This window comes from Rufibacter soli (assembly GCF_054781795.1).
In genome coordinates this window covers 599,985-614,119 of record NZ_BAAGTS010000002.1, presented here as the reverse complement: position 1 = coordinate 614,119, position 14,135 = coordinate 599,985, and the positions used below count along the sequence as shown (strand labels likewise).

Below are 14,135 nucleotides of genomic sequence, written 5' to 3'. Positions count from 1 at the left end.
AAACCTTCGGCTTTTTAAACCTCTTCTCTGTCAACAGCTTACAAATATTTTGCAAAAAGGCTCTGGGAAGGCAAAAAAAAGAGTAAAAAGTGTTTAACTGTTCTGTCTTGTTACTCTCTAAGGGGCGGATAACTCATACTACTTATCCAAAGATTAGAAATATTAAATATTTATAGAATAATAAAAACGGCTTTGTGCCATTTATACCAGAAAGAATAGTAATAACTACCTTGTCTATGGAATTAATAGTTTATGATGAAGCGAAGAAAATCTGGAGAGAAATCAATAAAGGTTCTGCTCTCCCAGCCTTGGAGCGCGAGCTAGAGATTCATAAAAAACTGTTTAACATCTTTCAGGCCGGGGATTATTACTACTTCATATTCAACAGCACCAACGCTACGATTGAATATGTGAATGAGAGTATCACGTCTATTTTAGGGTACCAACCCGAAGAATTCACCACTCCCTTCGCCATAGAAAGGATTCACCCCGAGGATCTTCCTTACTTTTTGAATTTTGAGGCCACCTTGGTAGAGTTTTACAACCAACTGGAGCCAGAGAAATGCATGAAGTATAAGGTACGGTATGATTACCGGCTAAGGAAGGCAGACGGCGAGTATATCAGAATTCTCCAGCAAAGCATTTTCTTCCAGGTAGGTGATGTAAAGGGCAGCCTCATGCGCAGCCTTATCATGCACACAGACATTTCACACCTGAAGCCAGAGGGCAAGCCCATGCTTTCTTTTATTGGCCTGGAAGGCGAGCCCTCCTATATTGACGTAAAACCAAAGCAGGCTTTCTCTCCGCAGAAGGAGGTCTTAAGCAAACGGGAAAAGGAAGTATTGGCCATGATTATTTCCGGAAAACCCAGCCGCCAGATAAGTGAAGAGTTGCACATTAGTATGCATACCGTCAATACGCACCGTAAAAACATTCTGGCCAAGGCCCAGGTTGGCAGTTCTTCTGAATTGGTGGCCAAAGCCATTAAAGAAGGCTGGGTGTAACGGTAAGGCCATAACCTGAGCCTCCCCGCAAGCGCTGGCACCTGCCACAGCAGGGAAACAAGAAGTTTATCACCCAAACTAAGAGTTTTAGCTAAAAATAATTGTCTTTACCTAAAGGCAGCCCTCGCAGGTGAGGGAGAAGGGAGCTTTATCCCCGCTGCCTACAGGTTAAATAGTAGCAAGGGTAGTTCCTGTAGCAGCCTGTTACCTTGCCTCTTTGGGTTTCTCCTGAAAAGCGCATGAAAATATTCTTTTACTATGTATACCTCTTGGCCCTTTGCGCTACCTGCCACGTGGAACTGGTAGAGGCCCCCTGCCTTACCAGAGCCCTCTGATGACGACCTGTACATGCTGGAGAGCCTGCCCAACATGCGGGACGGCAGCCGCCTATCCTGCCTGTTAAAGATCACCCCAGACCTGGATGACACTGTACTTCAGCTTATGGCCAACCACTAAGCCCCTGAATACCTATATAAAAGCCCCAGCTGTATGTATTCCAGCCAGGGCTTCTTTTAGAGTGTCTTTCTCAGGAAAGTCCTAATCTGATTTGCGGGTCAGCCGTCTACCCTTTCAATGGAAGTGAATGAATTATTGCTAAAACCGCTTTCTATCTTTAAATTAGAAGGGTTGGTGGTTTTCTGCTTCTTCCCCCTCTAGCAGGTTTCCTTTTTAATACGGCACAAGCACCAGGAACTTCCTCAAGATCAGGATTTTGCCTGAGACTCATAAAAACAACCCTTCTATTTTGGGTTTAATCTCCGTAAATCGGGCTGAAAATCCTGCTCCTGTTTTTTATTATTAGACTTAGCATTGTCTGATTGGCATACCCAGATCAGTAACAAAAGCGCCATTACTATTCATAAAATAATGATAAAAAAGGAATAAGGCGGACCATTGGTCATTATTAACTAAAGCATAAAATACCTAAATTCAATAATGGAATTTATAATTTACGACGAAGCAAAAAAAATATGGCAGGCTATCCATGAAGACTCCTCTCACCGCCCCTTAGACTTGGAGTTGAGGATCCACAAGCGCCTGATGAACACCTTTCACCTAGGGGACTACTATTATTTTATATTCAATAACCTAGAGGCTTCCATTGAATATGTAAGCGAGAACATGAGCACTATCCTGGGGTACCAACCAGAGGAATTCACTGTTCCTTTTATGGTGGAGAAAATCCACCCCGAAGACCGGCCTTTCTTCCTGAACTTTGAGGCCACCAAGGTGGATTTCTTCAAACAAATGGCCCCTGAGAAATGCCTTAAGTATAAAGTTAGATATGATTACCGTCTCCAACATGCAGATGGAAATTACCTCAGGATTCTCCAACAGTCGGTTTGTGCCCAAGTTGGGGAAGAGGCACACCTGCCGCTGCGGGCACTGGGCATGCACACAGACATTACGCATCTTAAACTGGAAGGCAAACCCATGCTCTCCTTCATAGGGATGGAGGGGGAACCCTCCTATATAGACGTAAAACCTAAACAAGCCTTCTCTCCGCAGAAGGAAGTGCTAAGCAAGCGCGAAAAAGAAGTCCTGGGCATGGTCATTGACGGCAAACCCAGTCGCAAAATAAGCGAGGAGCTGCACATAAGCATGCACACCGTCAATACCCACCGTAAAAACATTCTGGCCAAAGCCCAGGTAGCCAGCTCTTCTGAATTGGTGGCCAAAGCCATTAAAGAAGGCTGGGTGTAGCTTGCCAAAAGGCTCCCTCCCTTTCTTCACCGGGGGCAAATTAGCCGGGGTCTCTGTTTTTTGTTCATTCCTCCCGCTGTTGTTTCAGCCTAAGACCCTACCTGTGGTTGCCCCAGTCAGTGGGCAGATGTGCGTCTAGGGCAGGTGTTTAAGGTCCTATTTTACTTTTTTCCCCACTTTCCGCCGGGCTCCTTACCGGCCATTGCCTCTCTGTTTTCTTTTTTCCTGCTTTTTCCTGCAGAAGTTAAGGTTTTGTTAAAACATTTCTTTTTGTCTTAACGGCTGTAATATTCTCCTGCGCAAACATACTAATGCTTCAATTGTTCAGGTAAGGGTATCTGGCTGGAGGGGTTGAAAATTCCCTGTGGCCTTCCCTCTCCCTGGCAACCTAGCTACTTATTTCCTTTTACACCTTTATGAAAAAGCTGTTACTGCTTACCCTTTTAAGCTGCGCCTCTTCTGCCCCACTTTGGGCACAGGCTCCCACCACTACCCGGCCTGCGTCGGCGGCCCCGCAAGGCGCCGGCCTTCCATCGGCCCCTGCCCCGCAAGGAAACGGCAGAATAAGCGGTGTGGTGGTGGACTCTGCGTCCAGCAAACCCGTAGAGTTTGCGACCATTGCCCTTATCAATGCCAGCGGCAAGACCGTTGATGGCACCGTTACCGATGAAAAAGGCCGTTTCACGCTCAACCGGGTAGCCAACGGCAGTTATACGCTTAACATCAGTTTTATCGGTTTTGACACCAAGGAACTGAAAAACGTCACCATTTCCGGGCAAGACCAGGAAGCCAACCTGAACCGTATTTTATTGGCTGCTTCGCAGACCAGGCTTCAGGAAGTAACCGTAGTGGGTGAAAAACCCCTCATTGAAGACAAAGTAGACCGGTTAGTGTACAACGCCGACAAGGACCTGACCAATACCGGAGGCACCGCCGCCGACGTGATGCAGAAAGTGCCTTCCATTGCCCTGGACCAGGACGGCAACATACAGATGCGCGGTTCCTCAAACGTGCGCGTACTTATTAACGGCAAGCCATCTACCGTGATGGCGGGCAGCGTGGCAGACGCGCTCAAGCAGATCCCCGCCGACGTGATCAAGAGTGTAGAGGTGATTTCAAGCCCCTCCGCAAAGTATGATGCCGAAGGAACGGCCGGCATTGTGAACATCGTCACTAAGAAAAACAGCCTGCAAGGAGTAACTGGCTCGGTTTCCCTGACCGGTGGTACCCGTTCCAGCAACGGCAATACCAACCTCAGCATGAAGCAGGGCAAAATAGGGGTTAACGTGAACGCCGGCGCCAACCGTTTCTACAGCAAAGGCGGCATGGACATGACCCAGATCAACCAGGCCATTTACAAAGACAACCCCAAAACACTTCAGGAAGAAGGCGACAACCCCAATACCCTGTTCATTGAGAAGGAACGCATCACTGAGAATACCACCAGCCAGCTTGGCACCAGCACAGTAGACGGCATGTTTGGGTTTGGGCAATTAGGCCTGGATTATGACATCAATGAAAAGAACACCCTGTCTGCCGGCATACGCGTGAACTCGGGAAGCTTTAAATTGCGGTCGCACCAACAGGCAGAATTCAGCCAGGCAGACCAGAACGAAGGAAAAACCGGCTTTACCCAACCTAGGTTGCTGGACCAGTACCGCCTGTCTATGAAGAACAACAACAAGCGCCTGAGCATGGACCTGAACCTGGACTATACCCACCTGTTCAAAAAACCACAGCAGGAATTGACATTACTGGCCCTGTACAGCCAAACCCAGCAAGACAACAACGTAAACCAGACCAGATATGAGATGGAAGGTCCGGTACGCGCCATTACCCTCAATGAAAACGAAGGTCTTAACCAGGAACTCACTTTCCAGGCAGATTACGCCCACCCTATGCCCAAAAACACCCTGCTGGAAATCGGGGCCAAAGGCATTCTGCGCGATGTGTCCAGTGAGTCTCTCTACAACGGCGTAGACCTGAACGGCGATTTCTCCTATGACCAGAACGTATTAGCCTCTTACCTGTCTTATGGGTTTAACCTGAACAAGAAAACCGCCCTGAAATTTGGTGGCCGGTATGAGTACACAGACGTGGCTGGTGATTTTGTGAACCCCGCCCAGGATTTCACCACCAACTATGACAACTTCATCCCCAACATCACGCTGGCATATGATTTAAAGCCCAACATGAAGTTGCGCACCACCTTTACCCAGCGTATACAGCGGCCCCAGTTGTTCTTCCTGAACCCGTACCGCCAGCAGCAGGGACCTAACCTGGTGGTGTTTGGTAACCCCAGACTGGATGCTGAGCTAACAGATTCTTATGAACTGAACTACAGCACCTTCTTCAAGACTACCTCTTTCAACGCCGCCGCCTATATGCGCATTACAGACAATGCCATTGAGCAGATCTCTCAGGTAACCAATGACACTACGTTTGTGACCTTCAATAATATCGCCAAGAATAAAACTTACGGGATAACGCTTTCTGGTTCTACCAAACCGGTGCCGGCCTGGAACGTGAACGGAAACGTGAACGTGTATTATGTGGAGCTGAACGCGCCGTTCGCCTCTAACTCCGGGGTGATGTACAACATCAACGTGAGCTCGGGCTATACCTTTGGGAAAGGAATTAGTGCACAGTTCTCTGGCGGGTTCAACTCCCGCAGGGTTTCCTTGCAAGGGCAGAACTCCTCTTTCTCTAATCATAACCTGGCCATCAGAAAAGAGCTGTTTGAGAAGAAAGGCTCTATCAGCTTGGGCATGGACAATCCGTTCAGGGAAGCCATTAAGTTTGAGAATCAGATGGCAGGCTACAACCAAACCACTGGCCTTCCTTTCAGCACCAACGCCTTGGTGACGCAGTACAACCGCGGCTTTAGAATGAGCTTTGAGTACCGCTTTGGCAAGTTGCAGCAGCAAGGACCGCCGCGCCGCAAGAAATCCATAAAGAATGACGACGCCAAGCAGGGTGATACCGGCGCAGGCGTTCAGTAAGAGTTAGGTTTAGTTAGTGAAGAAGGGCGGTGTCAGCAATGGCATCGCCTTTTCTTTTTCCGTTTTGGGCCTGTTTTTCCAAAAACGTGCTCAAAACGCAAGGAGGTACTTGGGGATTAGAAATATTAAACTCACTATATACAATACTTGAATATTTAGGCCCGTTACCATACCAACACCTTCTGAGGTAGCAGTATAAAAAGATGAACCCCGCTTATTTCCCAGTTCAGATAAGGTAGTTTCTATTAGAACCTGCAAGGACCTAAGCTTACCAAAACATTAATTTGCACCATTACCTACTTATATAATGATAGACTTGTGCCACTACTTCTGCTAACAGACTACCGCCGTTTACGCCCAGGTTCAGGACCTAGAGCCTACCGCAGAAACCAGAGGCAGAATGCTTTGTAATAAACTACTGAATTGGGCTACTAATGGGTGGGTTTAGCTTTTTTCAGAAGAAAAGCCTTATTCAGGAAATAAGGGTGCAACCATCACCTTAAATCATTGTCCATAGTTTACTTACCTATTCTTATCAAAGATTCTATTTCTTTCCTTCACCTCCGCCGCTCCTATCCCAAAACTTTCCCAGGTGATTTCGCCAGCCGAATTCACCTTATTCAATAGCTGAAAAGCCTTTTATACCAGCATATTCTATACTTCTATCCTTCTATAACCTTTCTTGAAAAACTCTTTCATGCGTCACCTTTTCCTTACGGCCCTGTTGGGTCTGGCTTCGGCCGCCTGCCTTCTGGCCCAAACGTCCTCACATCTTCCCCTTCCCTCAACCGCCACAGCAGCGGGCGGCGGCGGACAGCGGATGGCTACCGGCAAAATCACCGGGGTGGTCACAGATGCCTCTACCTCAAAACCAGTAGAATTCGCCACGGTTTCTTTGGTTAGTACGGCTACCGGCAAACCCATAGACGGCACCGTGACGGATGACCGTGGGCGGTTCACCCTGTCAAGGGTGGCTTTTGGTACTTACTCCGTGTCGGTTTCCTTTATTGGGTATGAAACTGTTTCGCGCCCGGGCGTTACGCTTTCTGACAAGGAGAATGAACTGGTGCTAGGCAACATTACGCTCAAACCTGTCCAGAATAAACTCAAGGAAGTAACCGTGGTAGGGGAAAAACCGCTGGTGGAAGACAAAGTAGACCGCATGGTGTACAACGCCGAGCAGGACATCACCAACATTGGGGGTAACGCCTCAGACGTGCTCAAGAAAGTACCTTCGCTTACGGTAGATTTAGACGGTAACGTGCAGCTGCGCGGCTCCTCTAACGTGCGGGTGCTCATCAACAACAAGCCCTCCAGCATCATGGCCAACAGCGTGGCAGACGCGCTGCGGCAGATTCCCTCAGACATGATCAAGACGGTTGAGGTAATCACCAGCCCTTCGGCCAAATATGACGCCGAAGGCACCGCCGGCATCATTAACATCATCACCAAGAAAAACTCCATCACGGGCGTAAACGGAAGCGTGAGCACCTCAGTGGGTAACCGCAGCGCCAATGGCAACACCAACGTGAACGTGCGCCGCGGCAAAATAGGCTTCAACGCCAACCTGGGCACGCACCAGCAGTACAACAATAAAAATGAAAGCGAGTTAGAGCGTTTCATCAAATCAGGGTCATCTGGAGAAGGCTTTTCCAGCTCCCTTACCCAGAATGGCTCTTCCAGCAGAAAAGGCGGCGGGGTATTTGGCCAAGTGGGCTTTGACGCCGACCTGGATTCCACCAACAGCATCTCGGCGGGTGTGAACCTGTACCAGGGAAACTTCAACAACAGAGGCGGGCAGCATTCGCTTACCACCTACAAAGACGGCACCGAGGAACTACAGTCTTCTACCAGCAGCAAAAACAGAAACCGTTCCCTGGACCTGAACATGGGCTACACCCATATCTTTAAGCCGCAGCAAGAACTAGCCGTGCTGGGCCAGTGGACCAAGGGCAGCATGGACAACAGCTCAAACCAGGACAATGACATTCTGCAACGCTACAGCGGCAACCCCAGGTTACTGCAAACCCTGCGCAACACCAATGAGGGCGCTAGCCGTGAGGCAACCCTACAGGTAGACTACACCCACCCGTTCCAGAACAAGACGATGCTGGAGATAGGGACCAAAGCCATCTTGCGCCGCGCCGAAAGTGACGCCCTTTACCGCAGAACCTTCGCCGGTAACCCCAATGAGGAAGCGGAGCCCAATGCCTTCACCTATGACCAAGACGTGTATTCTACCTACGCTTCCTACGGCTTTAAACTGGCTAAGAACTACAATGTAAAAAGCGGCGCCCGCTATGAGTATACCAACCTGCAGGGCAATTACCTGGCGCCTTTCCGTCCGTCCTTTAAAGACACCTATGGCAACTTCATCCCTAACGTGATGTTGTCGCGCACTATTAAGAGCCACACCTTCCGGGTGGGGTACACTCAGCGGATTCAACGCCCACAGATCTGGTACCTGAACCCGTATGTGAATGAGACAGACCCCAAGAACGTTTCCTTCGGGAATCCTGAGCTGGAGCCGGAACTGACGCACTCCTATGAGGTAGGCTACAGTAACTACTTTAAGACCAGCTCCATCAATATGTCTGTGTACTGGCGCCAGACCAACAACGCCATTGAGTCTATCCGGAACATTGTGGGGGAACCGGGGGCTTTGCCTATTAATGAGGCTACCTGGCAAAAACAGGGTGTGGCCTACACCACCTACAGCAATATTGGTAAAAACGCCACCTACGGGCTGAGCCTTTCAGGGAACACCAAGCCTATGCCTAAATGGAATGTGGGCGGGTCGCTTAACCTGAACTACATTAACCTGAAGAGTTCCTTCCAGAACAACGCCGCCTGGCAGTACAACGTGAACGTGAATACCGGCTATGACTTTGGCAAAGGCCTGGCGGCCCAGTTCTTCGGGAACTACAGCTCCCCTAGACCTACCATCCAAGGCAAGTTCTCTGGTTACTACTTCTCCAGCTTTAGCATCCGGCAGGAACTCTGGAAAAAGAAAGGCACCTTGAGCCTGGGCGTAGACAACCCCTTCTCCAAATCCATCAAGTTCACCTCAGAATTGGCCAACAACAATTTTGAGCAGAACAGCATCAACCAGAACTACAACCGAGGCGTGCGTTTGAGCTTCTCTTACCGTTTCGGGAAAATGGAGATGAACCAGCAGCCGCGCCGCAGCAAGAAGTCCATCAGAAATGATGACGCCAAGGCTGGTGAGTCCAACTAAGGTTTATTTAGTAGAATTATAATAGAAGAAGCACCCGCTTTACGGGTGCTTCTTTTTTGTACTGATGCATAAACCCATGTATTGACACTTAATCACGACTCCACCAGAGGATTTCTGGTTTGGCCCTGCTTTTCTAAAAACGCCTTAGAAACCCAACTCTTCTTCTTGCTGACTGGTATTGGCTCTCTGGTCTTCCAATAGGTACAGTGCTTTCTGGGCCTCATAGCAGGCCAACAAATACAGCCGGAACGGCTCTGCCTGTTTCAAAACCTCCAGTACTGCTACTATCTCAGGAACATACACGCGGGCGAAGCTAAGGTCATAGGCAATGATGTCCCGAGTGTTGTCAATGATATCAGCGAGTTTGATGGTCTGGGCGCGCGGCGAAATAGCGGCCAGCCGCTGGCGTTCCATTTCCTTGCGGCGTTTGCGATTATGGCCCGGGGCCTGGGCTTTTGTAAACTGGTCGGTGAGGTCAAGCACCATCTGTAGCACCTCGGCAGGGTTAGTGATGGTACCGGCACATGTTTCGGAAAGGAAGGCCTCCATTTCTGGGGCGGTGACAGGGGTATCTTCTAGCACGTCATGTAGCAGGGCGGCCATGACCATGCCGGTGGTTCCGCCGTAGGCCATCACCGTCTGAGCCACGCGCTCCAGGTGCCGCACATAAGGCTCAAAGTTGAACTTGCGCTGCTGCTCCCCGTGCGCCTCTACGGCAAAGGCCCAGGCTTTCTGCTCCAGCGCATTAAAGGAAGGGGGGCATTGCAGCTGTTCCATGTACGTTTCTAGGTTCTATTGGGCATTTCTCCTTCACCAAGGCAGGTCACGTTTTAGGCCTGTTTTTTGAAAAACGCCTTTAAAACAAGATTTTGCTCCCCACGCCAAACCACAGATATAGACGGCAACCTGGGCCAAAAGTAAAATCTGACACAAAAAACTTCTGCTTCTGTTTTGAGCCTGTTTTCTAAAAAACAGGCCCATAACAGAAGCAGAAGTTCACCAGGTTATCTAATGCCTACTTCACTCAACTCTTCCCTAAAGCCTCCGCTTAGAATAGGGAACCTAAGCCAGCTGCGCGGGTCTACGTTGTAGTCATCCAAGTGGAAGGCCGGGGCGTAGCGTTCGCGTTTCCACTGGTTGCGGCTCCAGAGGGTGTAGAACCGTTGTACAAAGCCTTTTAATTGCTCATCTGGGTACGTGCCCCGCAGGTTGCTGAATACCTGCTGCGGAGACAGGCGGTCATAAAAAGCCATACGCTCAATCTGGTTCAGGAGTGGGTACGGCATCAGGTCCTCTTCATCGGTTTGGGTATTGGCCAGGGGCCTTAGCTCCGCCGAAGGCTGTAGGTTGTTCACATACTGCAGGCCTTCATAGCCCAGCTCTTTCTGGGCCCACACTAGCCACTGCCGCACAAAGGCTTTGTCAACGCCTGCAATAGGTGAGATACTTCCGGCGGTGTCCCCGTCCATGGTGGCATAACCCACTGAGGCCTCTGACCGGTTAGAGGTGGCCAGCAACAGCGAATTATTCAGGTTAGCCAGCATCCAAATGCCGGGGGCCCGAACGCGGGCCTGTATGTTCTGCAGCGTGATATCATCATGTTCCCAGGTAAGCCTACGGCCGATGGCGTGCTCAATTTTGCCTTGGTAGCTTCTTACCTCTTCGTCAATACCCCAGTGGTAGAAGACTGCCCCAATAGACCTGGCCAGTTCCTGCGCCGATTGGAAAGTGTTGTCTGAGGAGTTGACCGTACCCTGATAGGCGGTGACCAGCAGTTTACCTACCAACGCATTCCTAAGCTCTTTCCCGGAAAGTTGTTTAAAGTCAGAAAGCTCATTGGGGGTGCAGCAGTTAGTCTTGCGCACAAATTCCTCCAGGCCAATCTCGCTCACCGCGCGTTGCACCATCTCAGCCACGGCCACCGCCACCAAAGAAGAATCGGCGCCGCCGCTCAACGACAGCACAAAACCCCGGCTGCGGCTTTTGCGCAGATAGTCAAACAGAGCCACTGTGATAGCCGAAATGAACTCTACATTCTCATCTACCGGCGGCAAGGGCGTCACGTCTACCACGGGCAGCGGGGCGTCAAAAGAAACCTCAGCACACTCAAAGTCCACGCTCTTGAAGGAAAGCAATTGGTTACGTAGCACCACGTTGCCGTTCTGCGCGATCAGGATCTCGCCGTCATAGATCATCTTACCCGCCTCATTGCCCAGCAGGTTCACGTACAGGTAGGTGCATTCAAACTGCTTAGAGGCATCTACCACCAAATGGTAGCGCACGTCTGTCTTGCTCATGGCAAAGTGGCTGGCGCTGGGGTTGATGATGAGTTGCACGCCCTTGGGCTTGTGCCGGTAGGCGGGTCGGTTCTCATTGCGCCAGGCGTCTTCACAGATCTCAAAGGCAAACTTTACGCCCTGGTGCTCATAGATGATATCGCCTATCTGGTAGGTCTGGCCCAGCATCTCAAAGTCTTGCACCGTGTTGGCTGGCCAGGAGCTGAACCAGCGGGTTTCATAATGCACGCCGTCATTGGCCAGGAACTGCTTGGCCGTGAAGCCTACAATCTCCTTGTTTCTAATCACGCAGGCGGTGTTGTAGGTAATGCCGTTCAGCCGGATAGGCAGGCCCACGCAGACAATCACGCCCTCGCACCACTCCTTTATCTCCAACAGCTTCTCAAAACACTCAGCGGGGAACCACTCACTCAGGAAGAGGTCCTCGCAGCCATACCCGGGAATACTCATCTCTGGCAGGCAAAGAATATCTACCTGCTGTGCTTTGGCCTGCTCAATGGCCGTTTTGATGTTAAGTAGGTTATTATCCCAGTCAAGGGGAGTCTGGTTAAGGGCGGCGCCGGCAAGTTTCATAGTGTAGATCAGTTAATGGCCTTTCTAACGCAGGAATAGGGCCTCAAGTTAGAATAGTGCCTGTTGGCCCTGCTCAAGCAAGGCCTCTGGCTGCTGCAAAACTAAGAACCTTACCGGCAGAAGCAATTCTTTGCCGGGAAATGGGCGCTCGAAAAGGGAAAGAAGGAGGATTGGCTTTCCTAGGGCACAGCAATTCTAGCCAGCCTGTTTTGGGGCTGCTTTCAGGAAAAGAGGGGTAAAACAGAAAAGGGTTACGGGAGTTGGGTACCAGCCGCCTTGAGCACTTCCATGCTTTTTTCGGCGGCGGCTTGCTCGGCTTTCTTTTTGGAGAGGCCGCTGCCAGAGGCAATGATGTCATCATCTACCACCACGGCGGCGGTAAACTCAGTGGTGCTGCCAGATTGCTTCTGCCCTACAATCTCAAACCTAATGCTACGGTTCTGACCCTGGGCCCACTCAATGAGCTTGCTTTTGAAGTTGCTGGTGGTAGTGGTGAGTTGGTGCAGGTCAAAATGGGGCTTGACCAGTTTCTTTAGGATGAAGCTTTTGGTGTCTTCATAGCCCTTGTCCAGGTAAACGGCGCCAACCAAAGCCTCTAAGGCATTGCCGTTAATGAACTTGTGCCGGGTTACCCCAGAGATGTTGTCTACCTTGATCAACGAGTTAAGCCCAACCTTTACGGCCAGGCTATTCAGAGACTCCCGGTTCACCATGCGGGACCGGATCTCGGTGAGGAAACCTTCGTCTTTGTAGGGGTACTTTTTGAAAAGATATTCGGCAATGACTGACCCTAGAATGGCGTCTCCCAGAAACTCCAGGCGCTCATTGGTTTCCTGGTTGCCCTTGAGGTTCTGGCGCACAAAGGATGTGTGCGTGAACGCCAATTGGTACAGGTGCAGGTTGTCAGGTGCCATGCCCGTAATATGGGTCACGGCATTGACAAAGGCCTTATCTTTGTAAAAGAATTTATTGATTGCGCGAAAGACCGGTCTGATCGGGCTCAACACTACTCACTGAACTTTTTGAAAATCACAGATGTGTTGTGGCCTCCAAACCCAAAGGTGTTGCTCAAGGCAATGTTTACCTCGCGCTCCTGTGCTTTGTTAAAGGTGAAGTTCAGCTTAGGATTAAACTGCTCATCATCTGTAAAGTGGTTGATGGTAGGCGGAACAATACCATTCTGGATAGCCAGGATAGATGCTACTGCCTCAATGGCGCCGGCTGCCCCTAGAAGGTGACCGGTCATTGACTTGGTAGAGCTAATGTTCAGGTTATAGGCATGTTCGCCAAAAACAGCCTCAATGGCTTTGGCTTCTCCTACGTCACCCAGTGGTGTGGATGTGCCGTGCACGTTGATGTAGTCTACTTGCTCTGGTTTGATGCCGGCATCTTTCAACGCGTTTTTCATCACGTTCAAGGCGCCTAACCCCTCAGGGTGCGGCGCGGTGATGTGGTACGCATCGGCAGACATGCCGCCCCCAATAATCTCGGCGTAGATTTTAGCACCTCGGGCTTTGGCGTGCTCATACTCTTCCAGCACAATGGCCGCGGCTCCCTCACCCAGCACAAAACCGTCACGGTCTTTGTCAAAGGGGCGGGAAGCGGTCTCTGGAGATGAGTTGCGCTCAGATAGGGCTTTCAGGGCATTGAAACCACCTACTCCGGCCTCGGTTACGGCTGCCTCAGAACCACCACTCATGACAATATCTACCATACCCAACCGGATATAGTTATAAGAGTCAATAAGCGCGTTGGTAGCAGACGCACACGCAGACACAGTTACGAAGTTGGGACCTCTGAACCCGTATTTAATAGAGATATGACCGGCGCTGATGTCGGCGATCATTTTGGGAATGAAGAAGGGATTGAAGCGTGGGGTACCGTCACCGTTGGCAAAGTTCACGCACTCTTCCTGGAAGGTGCGGAGTCCGCCAATGCCGGAGCCCCAGATTACGCCAATGCGGTCTTTGTCCAGAGACTCATCCTCCAGATTGGCGTCTTTCACTGCTTGGTCGGCGGCAATAACAGCAAATTGCGTAAAGAGGTCCATCTTGCGGGCCTCTTTACGCTCAAAGTATTGCTCCGGATCATACCCTTTTACTTCGCAGGCAAATTGGGTTTTGAATTTTGATGCGTCAAAGCGAGTAATGGGCGCTGCCCCACTCACTCCGTTCACAAGGCCGTTCCAGTATTCAGAAACAGTTATCCCCAGGGGGGTAATTGCACCAAGGCCAGTCACGACAACTCTCTTAAGCTCCATACGCTGCTAGTAGAGGGAAAGAACCTGTATTGAATAGGTAAAATTGGATCAATAAAA

The 14,135-nt window shown here is 50.3% G+C and carries 8 protein-coding genes; 4 read left to right on the top strand and 4 right to left on the bottom strand.

Going from position 1 to position 14,135, the window contains the following annotated elements:
- Positions 1-236 precede the first annotated feature (236 nt).
- The 4 genes from ACYVJQ_RS04550 to ACYVJQ_RS04535 all read left to right on the top strand — a co-directional run bounded on the left by ACYVJQ_RS04550 (position 237) and on the right by ACYVJQ_RS04535 (position 8,948).
- Complete coding sequence (locus ACYVJQ_RS04550) at positions 237-1,004, top strand: LuxR C-terminal-related transcriptional regulator (RefSeq protein ID WP_460891874.1); 768 nt, start codon at positions 237-239, stop codon at positions 1,002-1,004.
- Positions 1,005-1,940: 936 nt separating this feature from the next.
- The gene (locus tag ACYVJQ_RS04545; protein ID WP_460891873.1) at positions 1,941-2,708 is read left to right on the top strand and encodes a LuxR C-terminal-related transcriptional regulator; all 768 of its coding nucleotides are present in this window, start codon (positions 1,941-1,943) and stop codon (positions 2,706-2,708) included.
- 416 nt (positions 2,709-3,124) lie between these two features.
- The gene (locus ACYVJQ_RS04540; protein ID WP_460891872.1) at positions 3,125-5,710 is read left to right on the top strand and encodes a TonB-dependent receptor; all 2,586 of its coding nucleotides are present in this window, start codon (positions 3,125-3,127) and stop codon (positions 5,708-5,710) included.
- 697 nt (positions 5,711-6,407) lie between these two features.
- Complete coding sequence (locus ACYVJQ_RS04535) at positions 6,408-8,948, top strand: TonB-dependent receptor (protein WP_460891871.1); 2,541 nt, start codon at positions 6,408-6,410, stop codon at positions 8,946-8,948.
- Positions 8,949-9,092: 144 nt separating this feature from the next.
- Here the strand turns inward: ACYVJQ_RS04535 and ACYVJQ_RS04530 are convergent, their stop codons facing one another.
- From ACYVJQ_RS04530 to fabF, 4 genes are all read right to left on the bottom strand, one after another.
- A complete protein-coding gene (locus tag ACYVJQ_RS04530) occupies positions 9,093-9,725 on the bottom strand; it encodes an HD domain-containing protein (protein WP_460891870.1) in 633 nt (210 codons plus the stop codon).
- Between the two features lie 227 nt (positions 9,726-9,952).
- Entirely contained in the window at positions 9,953-11,818 is a 1,866-nt protein-coding gene (nadE, locus tag ACYVJQ_RS04525; protein WP_460891869.1) for an NAD(+) synthase, read from the bottom strand.
- Positions 11,819-12,069: 251 nt separating this feature from the next.
- Positions 12,070-12,750, bottom strand: a complete 681-nt coding sequence (rnc, locus tag ACYVJQ_RS04520; protein WP_460891868.1) for a ribonuclease III — start codon at positions 12,748-12,750, stop codon at positions 12,070-12,072.
- 74 nt (positions 12,751-12,824) lie between these two features.
- Positions 12,825-14,078: a beta-ketoacyl-ACP synthase II gene (gene fabF, locus ACYVJQ_RS04515; RefSeq protein WP_460891867.1), complete on the bottom strand. Its 1,254-nt coding sequence runs from the start codon at positions 14,076-14,078 to the stop codon at positions 12,825-12,827.
- Positions 14,079-14,135 lie beyond the last annotated feature (57 nt).

What these genes read in the sequence shown, in the direction of transcription:
- ACYVJQ_RS04550 (WP_460891874.1), top strand. Translation starts at nt 237, where the DNA reads ATGGAATTAATAGTTTATGATGAAGCGAAGAAAATCTGGAGAGAAATC.
- ACYVJQ_RS04545 (WP_460891873.1), top strand. Translation starts at nt 1,941, where the DNA reads ATGGAATTTATAATTTACGACGAAGCAAAAAAAATATGGCAGGCTATC.
- ACYVJQ_RS04540 (WP_460891872.1), top strand. Translation starts at nt 3,125, where the DNA reads ATGAAAAAGCTGTTACTGCTTACCCTTTTAAGCTGCGCCTCTTCTGCC.
- ACYVJQ_RS04535 (WP_460891871.1), top strand. Translation starts at nt 6,408, where the DNA reads ATGCGTCACCTTTTCCTTACGGCCCTGTTGGGTCTGGCTTCGGCCGCC.
- ACYVJQ_RS04530 (WP_460891870.1), bottom strand. Translation starts at nt 9,725, where the DNA reads ATGGAACAGCTGCAATGCCCCCCTTCCTTTAATGCGCTGGAGCAGAAA.
- nadE (WP_460891869.1), bottom strand. Translation starts at nt 11,818, where the DNA reads ATGAAACTTGCCGGCGCCGCCCTTAACCAGACTCCCCTTGACTGGGAT.
- fabF (WP_460891867.1), bottom strand. Translation starts at nt 14,078, where the DNA reads ATGGAGCTTAAGAGAGTTGTCGTGACTGGCCTTGGTGCAATTACCCCC.